15 protein-coding genes are annotated in these 15843 nt (G+C 67.1%); 4 read left to right on the forward strand and 11 right to left on the reverse strand.

The window, feature by feature from the left end; translation table 11 throughout:
- Window positions 1-10 precede the first annotated feature (10 nt).
- The 9 genes from murD to B9N75_RS14180 all read right to left on the reverse strand — a co-directional run bounded on the left by murD (window position 11) and on the right by B9N75_RS14180 (window position 9997).
- A complete protein-coding gene (gene murD, locus B9N75_RS03235) occupies window positions 11-1417 on the reverse strand; it encodes a UDP-N-acetylmuramoyl-L-alanine--D-glutamate ligase (protein WP_085217504.1) in 1407 nt (468 codons plus the stop codon).
- Window positions 1414-2484, reverse strand: coding sequence for a phospho-N-acetylmuramoyl-pentapeptide-transferase (mraY, locus tag B9N75_RS03240; RefSeq protein WP_085217505.1), 1071 nt, complete (start codon window positions 2482-2484; stop codon window positions 1414-1416). The genes murD and mraY overlap by 4 nt, the downstream gene beginning before the upstream one ends.
- Complete coding sequence (locus tag B9N75_RS03245; RefSeq protein ID WP_085217506.1) at window positions 2484-3863, reverse strand: UDP-N-acetylmuramoyl-tripeptide--D-alanyl-D-alanine ligase; 1380 nt, start codon at window positions 3861-3863, stop codon at window positions 2484-2486. Before B9N75_RS03245 ends, mraY begins: the two co-directional genes overlap by 1 nt.
- A gap of 265 nt (window positions 3864-4128) precedes the next feature.
- The gene (locus B9N75_RS03250; protein WP_085217507.1) at window positions 4129-5556 is read right to left on the reverse strand and encodes a UDP-N-acetylmuramoyl-L-alanyl-D-glutamate--2,6-diaminopimelate ligase; all 1428 of its coding nucleotides are present in this window, start codon (window positions 5554-5556) and stop codon (window positions 4129-4131) included.
- The gene (locus B9N75_RS03255; protein WP_085217508.1) at window positions 5556-7238 is read right to left on the reverse strand and encodes a peptidoglycan D,D-transpeptidase FtsI family protein; all 1683 of its coding nucleotides are present in this window, start codon (window positions 7236-7238) and stop codon (window positions 5556-5558) included. The genes B9N75_RS03250 and B9N75_RS03255 overlap by 1 nt, the downstream gene beginning before the upstream one ends.
- Window positions 7235-7924, reverse strand: a complete 690-nt coding sequence (locus B9N75_RS03260; RefSeq protein ID WP_085217509.1) for a hypothetical protein — start codon at window positions 7922-7924, stop codon at window positions 7235-7237. Before B9N75_RS03260 ends, B9N75_RS03255 begins: the two co-directional genes overlap by 4 nt.
- Entirely contained in the window at window positions 7921-8883 is a 963-nt protein-coding gene (gene rsmH / locus B9N75_RS03265) for a 16S rRNA (cytosine(1402)-N(4))-methyltransferase RsmH (protein WP_085219375.1), read from the reverse strand. Before rsmH ends, B9N75_RS03260 begins: the two co-directional genes overlap by 4 nt.
- 11 nt (window positions 8884-8894) lie before the next feature.
- Entirely contained in the window at window positions 8895-9374 is a 480-nt protein-coding gene (locus tag B9N75_RS03270; protein ID WP_157123669.1) for a division/cell wall cluster transcriptional repressor MraZ, read from the reverse strand.
- A gap of 329 nt (window positions 9375-9703) precedes the next feature.
- Window positions 9704-9997, reverse strand: coding sequence for a hypothetical protein (locus B9N75_RS14180; RefSeq protein WP_210189355.1), 294 nt, complete (start codon window positions 9995-9997; stop codon window positions 9704-9706).
- A gap of 164 nt (window positions 9998-10161) precedes the next feature.
- On the opposite strand from B9N75_RS14180, the gene B9N75_RS03280 reads away from it, so the two are divergent.
- The 4 genes from B9N75_RS03280 (at window position 10162) to bfr (ending at window position 13858) form a co-directional block, all read left to right on the forward strand.
- Window positions 10162-10545: a hypothetical protein gene (locus B9N75_RS03280; RefSeq protein ID WP_085217511.1), complete on the forward strand. Its 384-nt coding sequence runs from the start codon at window positions 10162-10164 to the stop codon at window positions 10543-10545.
- A gap of 352 nt (window positions 10546-10897) precedes the next feature.
- Window positions 10898-13048 carry a phosphoribosylformylglycinamidine synthase subunit PurL gene (purL, locus tag B9N75_RS03285; protein WP_085217512.1) on the forward strand — a complete coding sequence of 717 codons (2151 nt, stop codon included), beginning with the start codon at window positions 10898-10900 and terminating at the stop codon, window positions 13046-13048.
- 69 nt (window positions 13049-13117) lie between these two features.
- A complete protein-coding gene (locus B9N75_RS14320) occupies window positions 13118-13288 on the forward strand; it encodes a (2Fe-2S)-binding protein (RefSeq protein ID WP_085217513.1) in 171 nt (56 codons plus the stop codon).
- Window positions 13289-13372: 84 nt separating this feature from the next.
- Window positions 13373-13858: a bacterioferritin gene (bfr, locus tag B9N75_RS03295; protein ID WP_085217514.1), complete on the forward strand. Its 486-nt coding sequence runs from the start codon at window positions 13373-13375 to the stop codon at window positions 13856-13858.
- A gap of 114 nt (window positions 13859-13972) precedes the next feature.
- On the opposite strand, the gene B9N75_RS03300 is transcribed toward bfr, so the two are convergent.
- Together B9N75_RS03300 and der are read right to left on the reverse strand one after the other, a co-directional pair.
- Entirely contained in the window at window positions 13973-14383 is a 411-nt protein-coding gene (locus B9N75_RS03300) for an Hpt domain-containing protein (RefSeq protein WP_342039338.1), read from the reverse strand.
- Window positions 14384-14460: 77 nt separating this feature from the next.
- Window positions 14461-15819: a ribosome biogenesis GTPase Der gene (gene der, locus B9N75_RS03305; RefSeq protein ID WP_085217515.1), complete on the reverse strand. Its 1359-nt coding sequence runs from the start codon at window positions 15817-15819 to the stop codon at window positions 14461-14463.
- Window positions 15820-15843: the final 24 nt, after the last annotated feature.

The following is a 15843-nucleotide window of genomic DNA, read 5'->3' on the forward strand; positions in this document are numbered from 1 at the left end:
CGCACCATATTCATGCCAATGCCTCCACCGCCGCGCGGAACGCGGCACCCCTGGCTTCATAATCCTTGAACTGATCGAACGAGGCGCAGGCGGGCGAGAGCAGCACCACCTCCCCCGCATCCGCCGCCGCCGCCGCGTCGTTCACCGCCTGCCCGAGCACGCCGCTTTCGGTGACCGACTTCCCTGCATCGCGCAGGATCGCCGCAAACCGCGGCCCCGCCTCGCCGATCGTATAAGCTGCGCGGACATGATCGAAATGCGGGGCACAGGCGTCGAGATCGTCGCTCTTGGCGAGCCCGCCGAGGATCCAGTGGACCGACGGATAAGCGGCCAGCGCCGGCGCGGTCGAATCCGGATTGGTCGCCTTGCTGTCGTTGACGAACAACACCCCAGCCCGCTCGCGCACCCGCTCCATGCGGTTGGGCAGGCCCGGGTAGGACTTCATAGCTTCACGGATAATTTCTCCGCCTACGCCGAGCCTCACTGACGCCTGAATAGCCGCAAGGGCATTTTGCGAGTTGTGAGGTCCCTGCAGCGCTGGCCATTCTTGCTGCATCAACGTGTAACCGCCAACATGCCGGGGGGAGTCTTCACGCCGCGCATGGCGGAGGCGATTTGATATCGAGCGCGACGCCCTATCGGTACCCACCACAATTGCGTCATGACCGCCCGACTGCATCGCGAACAGTCGCTCTTTGGATCGCGCATAAGCCTCGAACCCGTCATAGCGGTCGAGATGGTCCGGCGTGATGTTGAGCAGCACTGCCACGTCGCAATCGAGGCTGTGGGTCAGGTCGATCTGGTAGCTGGACAGTTCCAACACATAGACACCGCCTTCGGGCAGCGGGTCCTGACCGAGGATGGGCAGGCCGATATTGCCGCCCATCGTGCTCGGCACGCCCGCGGTCTGGAGGATGTGGTGGACAAGCGCGGTGGTGGTCGATTTGCCATTGGTGCCGGTGATGCCGACCACCTTGTGCGGCGGCAGCTCCGCGCGCGCCTGCGCGAACAGCTCGATATCGCCGATCAGCGGCACCCCCGCCGCCCGCGCCCTGGCCGCGATCGGGTGGCGGTTGATCGGAACCCCCGGCGAGACGACGACGCCGTCGAAACCGGTCAGGTCAATCTCGAGAGGATCGGCGAGCCGCACCAAATCCTCCCCGGTACGGGGAGGGGGACCGGCCGAAGGCTGGTGGAGGGGGGCGTGAGACCCGCTCCCAACCCCCTCCACCACGCCGCTTCGCGGCGCGGTCCCCCTCCCCGTTCCGGGGAGGATCTTTTCGCGCGCACCCTCGTCCGCGTCCCACGCCACCACCTTAGCGCCGCTCGCCGCCAGCGCTTCTACGGTGGCGCGGCCCGATCGGGCGAGGCCGAGCACCGCATAGCGTTTGCCGGCGAAGGCGCGCGCCGTGATCACCGCAGCTTCAGCGTGGAGAGGCCGGCGAGCGCCAGCACGAAGCTGATGATCCAGAAGCGGATGACGACGGTCGGCTCGCTCCACCCCATCTGCTCGAAATGATGGTGGATCGGCGCCATCTTGAAGATGCGCCGCCCGGTCCGCTTGAAGAAGAAGACCTGGATGATCACCGACATAGCTTCGAGCACGAACAGCCCGCCGATGATGGCCAGCACCAGTTCGTGCCGCGTCGCCACCGCGATCGCGCCCAGCGCGCCGCCGAGCGCCAGGCTGCCGGTGTCGCCCATGAAGACGGCGGCGGGCGGCGCGTTGAACCACAGGAAAGCGAGCCCCGCGCCGACGATCGCCATGCACAGCACCGAAAGGTCGCCCGCACCCAGCACGTGCGGGATGCCGAGATATTGCGCGTAGATCGCGTTGCCGACGAGATAGGCGATCATCAGAAAGGCGAGGCTGGCGATGATCACCGGCATCGTCGCGAGCCCGTCGAGCCCGTCGGTGAGGTTCACCGCATTGCCCGCGCCGACCACCACTAGCGCGGCGAAAGGAATGTAGAACCAGCCGAGATCGACCACCGGGCCGGTGAAGAAGGGAATGTAGAGCTCGGTCCCAACCCGCGATACGATGATCGCGCAGCCGATCCCGGCGATGACGAACTCGGCGAGCAGGCGGACCTTGCCCGATACGCCCTTGTGGCTGCGCTTACGGACCTTGTCGTAATCGTCGAGGAAGCCGATCAGCCCGAAGCCGACGGTGATGAAGAGGCACGCCCAGACATAGGGGTTCTCGAAATCCATCCACAGCAGCATCGCGATGGAGACGGAGGTCAGGATCATCAGCCCGCCCATCGTCGGCGTGCCGCGCTTGGCGAGATGGCTCTGCGGCCCGTCGGCGCGGATCGGCTGGCCCTTGCCCTGCCGGATGCGCAGCCAGCCGATAAATTTGGGGCCGATGAGGAGGCCGATTAGCAGAGCCGTCGCCGTCGCCCCGCCCGCGCGCACCGTGGTGTAGCGGAAGAGGTTGAGGAAGCCCTCGAAGTTGAACAGCTCTGCGATGAATAGGAACATCAGTCTTTCCCGCCGGCCAGCGCTTCGACCACAGCCGAAAGCCCGACGCTGTTGGAACCCTTGACGAGGATGGCGTCGCCCGGTGCCATTGCGCTTCGGGCTTCCTGTGCGGCCTCCGCCGCGCCGGCCACATGCGTCATTTTGATCGTCGGGCCAAGCGCCGATGCGAGCGGCGCCATTTCTTCGCCGACCAATATGACCCGATCGACACAGGCGGCGGCGATCGGCGCGGCGAGCGCGGCATGATAGGCGTCCGAGCCTTCGCCCAATTCCTTCATCGCGCCGAGCACGGCGATACGTTTTCCCGAAACGCCGGTCGCGCCGAAGCTCTTGAGCGTCGCCGCCATCGATGCGGGATTGGCGTTGTAGCTTTCGTCGATCAGGAGCGCCTCGCCGCCCGGCAGCATGATCCGGTGCCGCTCGCCGCGCCCCTTGAGCCCCGCCATGTCGGCGAGCGCCAGCCCCGCCGCCGCAAGATCGCCGCCCATCGCCTCCACCGCACCGAGCACCGCCATGGCGTTGCCGATCCAATGCTCGCCGGGCTGCGAGATGGTGAAGGTGAGTTCCGCGGTCGGCAGCACGGCGGTAACCAGGCTGCCGCCGTTCGACGCCGGAACGTGATCACGCGCGCGGATGTCGGCGCCGTCGCCCAGGCCGAAGGTCAGCACCTGCGCGGCATGGGGCCGCGCGGCGGCGAGCAGGCGGTCGCGATGCGGGCTGTCGAACGGCACGAGCGCGGTGCCGCCCTCCTCCAGCCCCTCGAAAATCTCTCCCTTGGCATCCGCGATCGCCTCGTCGCTGTCGAACCAGGCGCGGTGCGCGGGCGCGATGGCGGTGACGATCGCGACATGCGGGCGGACCAGCCGGGTGAGCGCCGCAAGCTCGCCGGCGGCGCTCATCCCCATCTCGAAAATGCCGAAGCGCGTCTCGCGCGACATCCGTGCAAGGCTGAGCGGCACGCCGGTATGGTTGTTGTAGCTCTTGACCGAGCGGTGGCCACGTCCCGGCATCGCCCGGTCGAGTGCAAGAAAGAGCGCTTCCTTGGTTCCCGTCTTGCCGACCGATCCGGTGACCCCGGCGATCTTGGCGGACACGCGTGCGCGGGACGCCTGGGCCAGCAGGTCCAGAGCGGCGTTGGGATCATCGACTCGGACGTGCGGCTGTGCCGTCTCTTCGGAAACCAGCGCCCCGGCCGCGCCCGCGGCATAAGCCTTGTCGAGAAAGCGATGGCCGTCGGTGGCTTCGCCCCGCATCGCCACGAACAGATCACCCGCCTCCACCTCGCGCGAGTCGAAGGTAACGCCGGTGACGGAAAAATCGCCCTGCGCCGTCCCACCGGTGGCGGTCGCGATTTCCTCGGAGGTCCAGAGCACACTCATAGCCCCTCTCCCCTTGCGGGAGTGCAGGGTCGGATCGCCCCCCGGGCGGTCCTCAATCGTGCGGGGCACGATTGACCCTGCACTGGTTGCGCAGATTTGGCAGCTTGCTGCCTAGTCGGAGCTGGGAGAGGGGTAAGCGCTCGCATCGCGAGCGCGCGAGCCTGCGGCTCGCTCACCCTCATCCAACTGCGCCTAGGCTCCTGCGTCGCCAAGGCTGCGTATCCTTCTCCCATCAAGGGAGAAGGGTTTCGTATGAGGAACACACTCACGCCGCGCACTCCCGTGCCACCGTGACATCGTCAAAGGGCAACACCTGATCGCCGACGATCTGGCCTTGCTCGTGCCCCTTGCCGGCGAGCAGCACGATATCGTCGGCGCCCGCTTCGGCCACCGCCGCGGCGATCGCGTCGCGGCGGCCGGCGACTTCGCGCGCACCCGGCGCCGCAGCGAGGATCGCGCGGCGGATGAGTGCCGGATCCTCGCCGCGCGGATTGTCGTCGGTGACGATCACCACGTCTGACAGCCGCGCCGCGACCTCGCCCATCTCCGGCCGCTTGCCCGCGTCGCGATCCCCACCCGCGCCGAAGACGGTGATCAGCCGCCCGCGGACGTGCGGGCGCAGCGCCTCGATCGCCGAAACGAGCGCGTCGGGCGTATGCGCATAATCGACATAGACCGGCGCGCCGGCGCGGGTGATCACCGCGCGCTCGAGCCGGCCGCGCACCGGCTGGAGCCGCGCCGCATTGGCGAGCACCTGATCGACCGCGCCGCCGGTAGCGATCGCAAGGCCGCAGGCGGTGAGCACGTTCGCCGCCTGATAGGCGCCGATCAGCGGGATCTTGACGTGCCGCGTCTGGCCGTTCGCTTCGATCGTCAGCGTCTGGCCGAGTTGGCTGGTGCTGCGATCGACCAGCTTCAGCGTCTCGCCACGCCGCCCGACGGTCAGTAGATTCAGGCCACGCGCCTTCACGCGTGCGATCACATCGTCCGATTTCGGATCGTCGGTCCAGACGACCGCCGCGCCGTCCGCCGCGACGACTTCGTCAAACAGCCGCATCTTGGCTTCGAAATAGGCGTGCATCGTTTCGTGATAGTCGAGATGGTCGCGGCTGAAATTGGTGAAGGCGGCGGCGGCGACCGGCAGCCCTTCGGTGCGATATTGCGAGAGGCCGTGGCTCGACGCCTCGAACGCAGCGTGGGTGATCCCCTCGCGCTTCAATCCCGCCATATTGGCGAGAAAGGTGACGACGTCGGGCGTCGTCAGCCCCGTCGTCACCTGGTCATCGGCAGTGGTGACGCCCAACGTGCCGATCGAGGCGGAGGGGTGCCCGGCCATGCGCCAGAGCTGTCGGACCATCTCGACGTTCGAGGTCTTGCCGTTGGTGCCGGTGACCGCGACCACGGTGCCGGGAAACGGCTGGAAGAAGCGCGCGGCGAGACCTGCGAAGGCGCGGCGCGGCTCCTCTGCAGCCACATGCGCGGCGCCGGCGACCGCTACCTCGGGCCGCGCGACCACCGCAACCGCACCGGCGCGCACCGCGTCGTCCACGAAATCCTCGCCGTTGAAGCGCGTGCCGCGGAAGGCGCCGAACACCGTGCCCGGCGCGACCTTGCGATGATCGATCGCGAAGCCGGTCACTGCAACGTCCCCATGTTGCTCCGCGTCGCTGCCGATCAGCGTGCCGAGCCGCATCACTTCCCCTTGACGCGCACCAGCGGCCGCAATTCGGAAACGTCTACGTCGCGCGTGTCGGACGGCGCGATGCCCAGCGAGGGCGCGGCGCGGTCGATCACCTTCTTCACGATCGGGGCGGAGACCCAGCCGGCGGTGGTGTAGCCGTGGGTGTCAGGCGTAGCCTTGGGCGCATCGAGCATGGCGATCACCACATAGCGCGGATCGTCCATCGGGAAAGCCGATGCGAAGGTGGAGACGTTCGTCCGCTTCTGGTAGCCGCCCGCGCTCGTCTTCTCCGCGGTGCCGGTCTTGCCGCCGACGCGATAGCCCGCCGCATTGGCATTCTTGCCGCTACCTTCGAGCACGACCATCCGCAGCAGCCCCCGCATCCGCGCGCTCGTCGATTCGGAGTAGACGCGCCGGCCTTTGGGCGGATTGGTGGTCTTATACACCGTCGCCGGACGCCAGATGCCGCCGTTGACCAGCGCCGAATAGGCACTGGCGAGATGCAGCGGCGTAATCGCGACGCCGTGGCCGAAGCCCGCGGTCAGCACCGTCGCCCGGCCCCATTCGCGCGGCCACAGCGGCTTGCTCTTCTCGGCAAGCTCGATGTGCGCGGCCTGGTCGAAGCCCAGCGCGCGGAAGCTCTTCTGCATCCGCTCCATGCCCATTTCGTCGGCGATGCGGGCGGTGGCGGTGTTGGAGGAGTAGACGAGCACTTCGGGCACGCTCAGCGGCCGGTTCTCGCCCTTATAGTCGGTGATGCTGAACCGGCCGATCGTCACCGGAATGCCCGAATGCCAGCGGCGCGACATCGAGGTGATGACGCCCGCATCGATCGCGGCGGCGATGGTGAGCGGCTTGAACACCGAACCGAGCTCGTAAACGCCCATCGTCGCGCGATTATACTGCGCGTCGGGCGGCGACTGGCCGGCGGCGTTGGGGTTGAACGTCGGGAAGGACGCCATGGCGATGATCTCGCCGGTGCGGACATCCATCACGATCCCCGCCCCACCCTCGGCGCTATGCTTGGTGACCGCGGCGCCGAGCTCAGACTCCATCGCGGCCTGGACGCGGCTGTCGATCGAGAGGGCAACCGGCTGGCCGCGCTTCGCCGGATCGGACAGGCGGTCGTTCAGCACGCGCTCGACGCCCGCGACGCCGCGCCCGTCAAAATCGGTCCAGCCGAGCACATGCGCGGCGAGCCCGGTCTGCGGATAGAGCCGCTCGGGCTCGCGGTCGAAGGCGATTGCGGGCTCGCCGAGCGCATTCACCGCCGCCACCTGCTCGGGCACCGCGCGGCGCTTCAGATAGACGAAATTCTTGTCCGATTTCAGGATCGCGCGATATTGCGCCTCGGTCCGCTCGGGGAACATGGCGGCGAGTTTGGGCGCCAGATCGTCGGGGCTGCCGAGCAGCTTGTTCGGGTGGATGCCGATCGACCAGGCGTCGAAGGTCCGCGCCAGCGGCACGCCGTTGCGGTCGGTGATGTCGGCGCGCACCGGGATCAGCGGATCGCGCGCCGCGACCGTGCTGCGATCGGCGAAAATCTCCAGATAGATCAGCCGCGCCGCAATGAGCACGGTGACACCCATGAACAGCAGCATGATGAGCATCAGCCGCTGATAGGTGAGCGCCAGCGCGTCCCGGCCTTTGCTGTCCGGCGCGGTCCGCGGTGCAGGAGCGGCGATCGCGGTCATTGGCCGGTGGCGGCTCCCTTGCGGGCGATCTTCTTCTCGGCGCTGGCGGCGGCGTCGAGGCTGTCCATGAGGCTGTCGTTGATCAGCGCGGCCTTGCGCGGCGCCGGCTGCGCGACCGGGGCCGCCGCCTTGACGACGGCCGCAACCGATTCGAGCCGCGGCGCGGAGGCCTTGATGACGCGCGGTTCGCGCTGCGGCGGCGCGACGGTCTCGCGGACCGGAGCCGCCTCGGGCAGCGTGGTCAGGCTTGCGCGGCGGACCAGCGGCGCGGGCTCGCGCTCGGCGGCTTCGGCGGCGGCGGCATAGTCACGCGGCGCGATCGCGGGTGCGGCCTGCTGCACCGGCGCTTCCGCCGACGCGAGCTGGACCGTCGTGCGCTCGCCGATCGTCTTGTCGCGCTGGTCGAAGCGCGCCAGCATCACCTCGTCCTCGAGATACTGGTTGGAGGCGGGCGACGAGAGCGCGAGGATCTCCGCATTCCACTGCTCGAGCTGCGACATCCGCCCGCGCGTGCCGAGCTCGGTCTGCTTCGATCGGATGTCCTGCTTGGCGAGGATGATCTGCCGCTCCAGGCTCGCCAGTTCGGCGCGCTCCGCGGCGACGTTCAAGGACAACATATAGCAGCCGAGCGCCGCTCCGGCGACGGCGGCGACCCACGCGACGGGCTTGAATCCACGGGCGATCATGATGCTGTCCTCTCCTGGACATGGGGCCACGGCGACGCTGCCGTGCGGCGCGCGACCCGGAGCGTTGCGGATCGGGCGCGGGGGTTGCGGGCAAGCTCGCCGGCGCCGGGACGGACCGGCTTGGCGACCGCCTCGAAGCTGGGCGGATGGGCGGCGGCGACCGTGGGGCGATGGCGCGAACCGGCCGGCACGTCGCCGCTCCGCTCCTTCAGGAAGCGCTTCACCATCCGGTCTTCGAGACTGTGGAAGGTGACGACGGCGAGACGGCCGCCCGGTTTCAGCACCTGCTCCGCCGCTTCCAGCCCGCCCTCGAGCTCGGCGAGTTCCTCGTTGAGATGGATGCGGATCGCCTGGAAGGTCCGCGTCGCGGGATCCTTCTTCATGCCCGGGTGATGGCCGAGCGCCTTGCGCACGACATCGGCAAGCTCGCCGGTGCGCGCCAACGGCCGCGCGGCGACGATGGCGCGGGCGACGCGGCGCGCCTTCGGCTCCTCGCCATAATGATAGAGCACGTCGGCGATCTCGGCTTCGTCCGCCTCGTTGACGAAATCGGCGGCGCTGCGGCCCGACTGGCTCATCCGCATGTCGAGCGGCCCGTCCGACTGGAACGAGAAGCCGCGATCGGCGCGATCGAGCTGCATCGACGAGACGCCGATATCGAGCGTCACGCCATCGACTTCGTCCACCCCGTGCGCGGTAAGCGCCTGACGCATCCGGGAAAAACGCTCCGGAACCAGCGTCAGGCGCCCCCCGCTCGCCGCGATGAGGTCTTCCCCTTCGCGGATTGCATCGGGATCCCGATCGAAAGCGAACAGGCGCGCCGCCCCGGCATCCAGGATGGCGCGCGCATATCCCCCCGCCCCGAAAGTCCCATCGACGTGGGTCTCGCCGCTAGACACGGCGAGGCCCGCGACCACTTCGTCGATGAGGACGGGGATGTGCGGGGCGGCGGAATGCATGTCGGCGGGGATCACAGCGCGATCCCCTTTTCCTCGAGCCGCCAGGCGGCGAGATCGCGCAGGTCCGCATCGCCGCTGTCGAGCGCGAGACGCGGGTTCCAGATTTCGAAGGTGCCGCCGACGCCGAGGAACAGGGCAAGATCCTCGATCTGGCCCTTGCGGCGCATCATCGCCGGCAGGATGATCCGGCCGGAGGTGTCGTAAGGCACTTCTTCGGTCAGGCCGAAGGTGCGGCGTGCGCGGGCGTGGTGCGCGGCGGGGTCGGACCCCTCCTCGATCAGCCGGCGGCGCTCGTTCTCGGCGAAGAGGTTCTTGGCGTAGCCGCGGTCATAGGCGTTGAGGCAGGGCGACACCTCGTGCATGCCGATGACGATCGCCTTGGCATCGGACCGGCGCTCGACCACTCCACGGATGAACGACGGCACGGACAGACGCCCTTTGGCGTCCACCGCGCTCAGCGCGCTCCCGTTGAAGAGGTGTTCCAAGTCCACCCGGCGATGCCCCCTTTGTTACGCACAAGGGCTCCCGCTCGCGGAACGCGCGCCGACGCGCCCCGCGCTGACATGATCGCCAACGGAAAAAGCCCTGAAACTCGAGCGACGGTGGATAACCGAACGCCCCAGGGGATGGAAGGGGTTTTCATGCCCTACTTGGGGATTTCATGCCATTACACGGCATTCTTACATGTTTTCGTGGTTTGTTCTACACATATTTCTTGTTCTGTTCACATTTCCGAGGCTGTGGATAAGTCTGTGCAGACGATGAAGCGTGGCGTGACGGGGACGACTCCGCGCGCAGGCGCCGGCCAAAATCTCCCCGGTCAGCGGACCGGTTCGTTCACCCGCGCGGGGTTGGGCGTGATCGTCGGTTCAGGCTCAGGCGCAGTCGCGATGGCGTTGGTCTCTGACCCCCCCGGAGCGACGCCGAGCTCCGCCAGCGGCTCTTTGGGCGCCGGGGCGGGAGACGGCTCGGCCGGCTCGGAATCGGTCCGCGCACGTTCGATCGTGTTCGCGGTGATCGGCGCTTCTTCGCTCGGATTGGTGAACACTGCCGCGAGCAGCACCAATACGAAAACGAAGGCGAGCCCCGTCAGGCCAATGCGGACGCGCTGCATCCCCCGACCATATCCTTCGCCGTTGAAACCAGCCATGAATGCTAACCGCTGTCGGGACGCTTGTCGAACCCTGCCGACCGTTCGTCGAAACGCAAAGCTTGCAGCGCTATACCGCAATGCAAAAATACTTGACGATTTCACGGGCAACGGCGAAGGGGCCGCGCATGGCTATATCGTATCGTATACTCGCAGCCGCCCCGGTCGCGGCGCTCTTCGCCCTCGCGGGCTGCAACACCGAGCCGGAGACCATCGTCGCCGGGCAGGACGATCCGCAGGCGGCGGATCTGGCGGAGGCGCCCCCCGTGGAGCTGCCGCCCTCGATCGCCGCGACCCGCACGTATCGCTGCAAGGACAACAGCCTCCTTTATGCGGACTATTACACCAACAACACCGTGCAGGTCCGTGCCAAGCGCACCGACGAGCCGGTCATCCTTACCACGGAAACCGGCACCCCGCCGTTCACCGCGGAAGGCTATTCGATCAGCGCCAACGCCGATCAGGTCACCTACACCGCGCCGGGCAAGGGCACCCAGAGCTGCCACGTCTAAACGCGCGAATGCATCCAACCGAAAGGCCGGCGAAGGAATGCCTTCGCCGGCCTTTTGTTTTTCGGGCCTGAAAGTCCCTACGCGAACCTCGCATAAGCCCCTCCCCTTGATGGGGAGGGGTTTGCGCTCGACCATGTCCTACACCTTGGATTTCTGCGACAACATTCGGCTCTTTCGCATCGCCCGCATGAAAATCGCTCGCCGCCACCCCCATGATCAGTGCGAACATTGGGAACATTCGCGCCTCGCGCATCGTCCCGTCCGACTCCTCAGCCTCTACGAATGGACGTCGCTGAAATTCCCCTGCCGCGCCCCTTCGACAAATGGCGGGGGATCGGCTAGGCGCGCGGCCATGAGCCAGATCACCCCCGAAATCGTCGCCGAGCACGGCCTGTCCCCGGAAGAATATGAGCGCGTCCTCGGCGCGCTGGGACGCGAGCCGAACCTCACCGAACTCGGCATATTCTCGGTGATGTGGTCGGAGCATTGCAGCTACAAATCGAGCCGCATCCACCTCAAGAAACTGCCCACCGAGGCACCCTGGGTGATCTGCGGCCCCGGCGAGAATGCGGGCGTCATCGACATCGGCGACGGTCAGGCGGCGATCTTCAAGATGGAGAGCCACAACCATCCCTCGTACATCGAGCCTTATCAGGGCGCGGCGACTGGCGTGGGCGGCATCCTGCGCGACGTCTTCACCATGGGCGCGCGACCGGTCGCCAACATGAACGCGCTCCGCTTCGGCCGGCCCGATCATCCCAAGATGCGCCACCTGATCGCGGGCGTCGTCCATGGCATCGGCGGCTACGGCAATTGCGTCGGCGTGCCGACCGTCGGCGGCGAGGTGAACTTCCATTCCGCCTATGACGGCAACATCCTCGTCAACGCGATGACCGTGGGCGTCGCCGATACCGACAAGATCTTCTATTCGGCCGCATCGGGCGTCGGTAATCCGATCGTCTATGTCGGCTCCAAGACCGGCCGCGACGGCATTCACGGCGCGACGATGGCCTCCGCCGATTTCGGCGAGGATGCCGACGAGAAGCGCCCTACCGTCCAGGTCGGCGATCCCTTCACCGAAAAGCTGCTCATCGAGGCGTGCCTCGAGCTGATGGCCTCCGACGCGATCGTGGCGATCCAGGATATGGGCGCCGCGGGCCTCACCTCCTCCAGCGTCGAGATGGCGTCCAAGGGCGGCGTCGGGCTGCTGCTCGACATGAACAAGGTGCCGCAGCGCGAAGCCGGCATGACCGCCTACGAAATGATGCTGTCGGAATCGCAGGAGCGGATGCTGATGGTGCTGAAGCCCGGCCGCGAAGCCGAGGCCGAGGCGATTTTCCACAAATGGGAGCTGGATTTCGCGGTGATCGGCGAAGTCACCGACACCGGCCGGATGATCCTCGTCCACAATGGCGAAACCGTCTGCGACATCCCCCTCGCCCCGCTCGCCGACGATGCGCCGCTTTATGATCGCCCGCACGTGCCGACGCCGAAGCGCGCGCCGCTGGCGGATGTGCCGGAGAGCGCCGACATCGGCGCCGACCTGCTGACCGTGATGGCATCGCCCGACATCGCCAGCCGCCGCTGGATCTGGGAGCAGTATGACCACATGGTCGGCGCGGACACCGTCCAGCGCCCCGGCGGCGACGCCGCGGTGGTGCGCATCCACGGCACCGCCAAGGGCCTTGCCATCACCACCGATTGCACTCCGCGCTATTGCTTCGCCGATCCGGCCGAGGGCGGCAAGCAAGCGGTGGCCGAGGCCTATCGCAACCTCTCCGCGGTCGGCGCGACGCCGCTCGCCGTCACCAACTGCCTCAACTTCGCCAACCCGCAGCGCCCCGAGATCATGGGTCAGATCGTCGGCTGCCTGGAGGGCATGAGTGAGGCATGCCGCGCGCTCGACTTCCCGATCGTGTCGGGCAACGTCAGCCTCTACAACGAGAGCAAGGCGACCGGCGGCGGCTCCGCCATCCTGCCGACACCCGCGATCGGCGGCGTCGGTCTGCTCGCCGACTGGTCGAAGAGCGCGACCATCGCCTTCAAGGGCGAAGGCGAAGGCATCTGGCTGATCGGCACGCCAAAGGGTCATCTCGGTCAGTCGATCTGGCTGCGCGAGGTCCATGGCCGCGAGGAGGGCCCGCCGCCGCCGGTCGATCTCGCCACCGAAAAGGCAAATGCCGAAAAGGTCCGCGCGCTGATCGCCGAGGGCCGCGTCACCGCCGTCCACGACGTGTCTGACGGCGGCGTTCTGGTCGCGGTCGCCGAGATGGCGCTGGCCGGCAATGTCGGAGCGCGGCTCGACGGCTTCGACAATGCCGCCGACGCGTTCGGCGAGGACCAGGGCTGCTACATCGTCACCGCGACCGGCGACATCCCCGGTGCCCGCCGGATCGGCACCACCGGCGGCGACAGCGTCGGAGGGGTTTCGCTCGATGCGCTGCGCCAGGCGCATGAGGGTTTCTTCCCGAAGCTGATGGGCGCCGACGCCGCGCTCGCCTGAGCGACCGCATAATAAAACTATTGAGACACATTCGCATTATCGGTAAAGGTGATTCGTCTGGAGGGGCGAATGGTCGTCTGCGTTTGCAATGCTCTCAAGGAATGCGATGTCCGCCGCGCCGCGCGGGGTGGCGCAGGTTGTCCGACCAGCGCCTATCGCGCGCTCGGTCGTAAGCCCCGCTGCGGACAATGTTTTTCCTTCGCGCGAGAATTGATCGCCGCGGAAACTGCTTCTGCTTAGCAAAAACGATTGAATCGAAAGCATTTTTTCGTTTCAATTCTTGTGCGGCATTGGTTATGCGCACGCCTCTGACAGGAGGCCATCATGCGCGGCGACCCCAAGGTCATCGAATTTCTCAATGAATCGCTCAAGAATGAGCTGACTGCGGTCAATCAATATTGGCTGCACTATCGCCTGCTCGATCATTGGGGCGTGCAGCGGCTCGCCGAATTCGAGCGGCACGAGTCGATCGACGAGATGAAGCATGCCGATCAGCTCTCCGAGCGGATCCTGTTTCTCGATGGCTTGCCCAACTTCCAGCTCCTCGGCCGCCTCCGCATCGGCGAAAGCGTCGAAGAGGTTTTGAAGTCCGACCTCGCGCTGGAGGAAGAAGCCGTCGTTCAGCTCAAGGGCGCGATCGAATATTGCGAGAGCGTGCGGGACTATGTCAGCCGCGATCTCTTCGCCGAAATCCTCGCCTCCGAGGAAGAGCATGTCGACACGCTCGAGCGCCAGTTCGACATGATCGAGCGGATGGGCATCCAGAATTACATCCAGCTCAATTCCAAGCCGGCCGAAGAGCAGGAGTAACCGGCGATCGCTCCCGACCGCTCAGGCTGAGCTTGTCGAAGCCTTGCCCTTGCTCTGGGCGCTGGGAGGAAGACAGGACAGTCCTTCGACTAGCTCAGGACCGGCGGTGTTTGTTCAGCCGCGTACCCGCCGCCGCTCGGCGAGCGGGTTGACCTCGCGCTCCACTAGATCGACCGTCTCGCGATAGAGCGGACGCAGGCGCGACACCGCAGGGATCAGCTCGTCGGGAAAGACGCGCATCTCGATCGCGCGGCGCGCGGTCGTCTCGATCGTCTCGGCGAGTTCGCTCAGCGGCGCAGCGCCCAGCTCGTGCGCACCGGTCTCCAGCGTCTGCGCGGGGCGGACCAGCGCCGCGGCGTCGCGGCGGCGCATCGCCTGCTCGATCCGCTCGATCGCGGTCTCGCCGTCCTCGCGGAAATAGCCGAGGATGCGGATGAATCCCGGCCCCATCTCCGCCCGCGCGCGCGCGAAGATGTCCCAATCGATGATCGACGAATCGCTGTCCTGCACGGCTTTGCTGTCCACTGGCTGGCGGACGGCAAGGAATAGGCCCAGCCGGTAAACAGTCGATTGACGAAATGGACGGGAGAGCCCGCCAAACTTCAGCGATCGAACGGATTTTGCGGTGCGCGGAGCGTCAGGCGGATGGGCACGCCGTGGAAGTCGAACTTCTTGCGCATGCCGTTCACCAGATAGCGCCGGTAGCTCTCGGGAAGCTGGTCGACCCGCGTGCCGAACAGCACGAAGCTGGGCGGCCGCGTCTTGGCCTGGGTGATGTAGCGCAGCTTGATCCGCTTGCCGCCCGGCGCCGGTGGCGGGTTCTTTTCCGCGGCATCCTCCAGAAACCGGTTGAGCTGCCCGGTTGTGACACGCCGCGACCAGGTGTCGCGCAGCTCGAATGCCGCGCCAACGAGCGTGTCGAGCCCTTTGCCGGTGCGCGCCGAGACGGCGAGCAGCGGCACGCCCGGCGCCTGTGCCAGCCCCTCGCCCAGCGCCGCGCGGACGCCCTGGAACAGCGAGCTCTGGTTTTCCGCGACGTCCCATTTGTTGAGCGCGATGATGAGCGCGCGCCCTTCCTGCAGCACCTGATCCGCGATCTTCAGATCCTGCAGTTCCAGCCCGAGCGTCGCATCGAGCAGCAGTACGACCACTTCGGCGAAATCGACCGCGCGGCGCGCGTCGGCCACGGAGAGCTTCTCCAGCTTGTCCTGCACCCGCGCCTTCTTGCGCATGCCCGCGGTGTCGATCAGCCGCACCGGGCGCGGCCCGTCCGGCCCCAGCCATTCCCATTCGATGGCGATCGAATCGCGGGTGATGCCGGCTTCCGGCCCGGTGATCAGCCGCTCCTGTTCGAGCAGACGATTGATGAGCGTCGACTTGCCCGCATTCGGCCGCCCGACGATGGCAAGCTTGAGCGGCCCGTTCTCGTCCTCCCCTTCCGCATCCTCCGCTTCGTCGCCTTCGCGCTCGAGATAGGGAAGCAGCGACTGGAAGAGGTCGGCGATGCCCTCGCCATGCTCGGCGCTGATCGCGATTGGCTCGTCGAAACCCAGTGCGTAGGATTCGAGCAGGCCGCTCTCCGCCGCCCGACCCTCGGCCTTGTTGGCGGCGAGCACGACCGGCGTGTCCTCGCTCCGCAGCCAGCGCGCGATCTCCTCGTCGAGCGGGGTCACCCCGGCGCGGCCGTCGATCAGAAACAGCGCGGCATCGGCCTCGCGCACCGCGGCCATCGTCTGCGCGCGCATCCGGCCCGGCAGCGTATCGGGATCCTCGTCCTCGTACCCCGCCGTGTCGATGACGCGGAACTGGAGGCCAAGCAGATCGGCATCGCCCTCGCGCCGATCGCGGGTCACCCCCGGCCGGTCATCGACCAGCGCGAGCTTCTTGCCCACCAGCCGGTTGAACAGCGTGGACTTGCCGACATTGGGACGGCCGACGATCGCGACGGTGGGCTTTGCCATGCCGGTGCCCTGGGGCAAGCGAGG

This window comes from Allosphingosinicella indica, from assembly GCF_900177405.1.
Classification (GTDB): domain Bacteria; phylum Pseudomonadota; class Alphaproteobacteria; order Sphingomonadales; family Sphingomonadaceae; genus Allosphingosinicella; species Allosphingosinicella indica.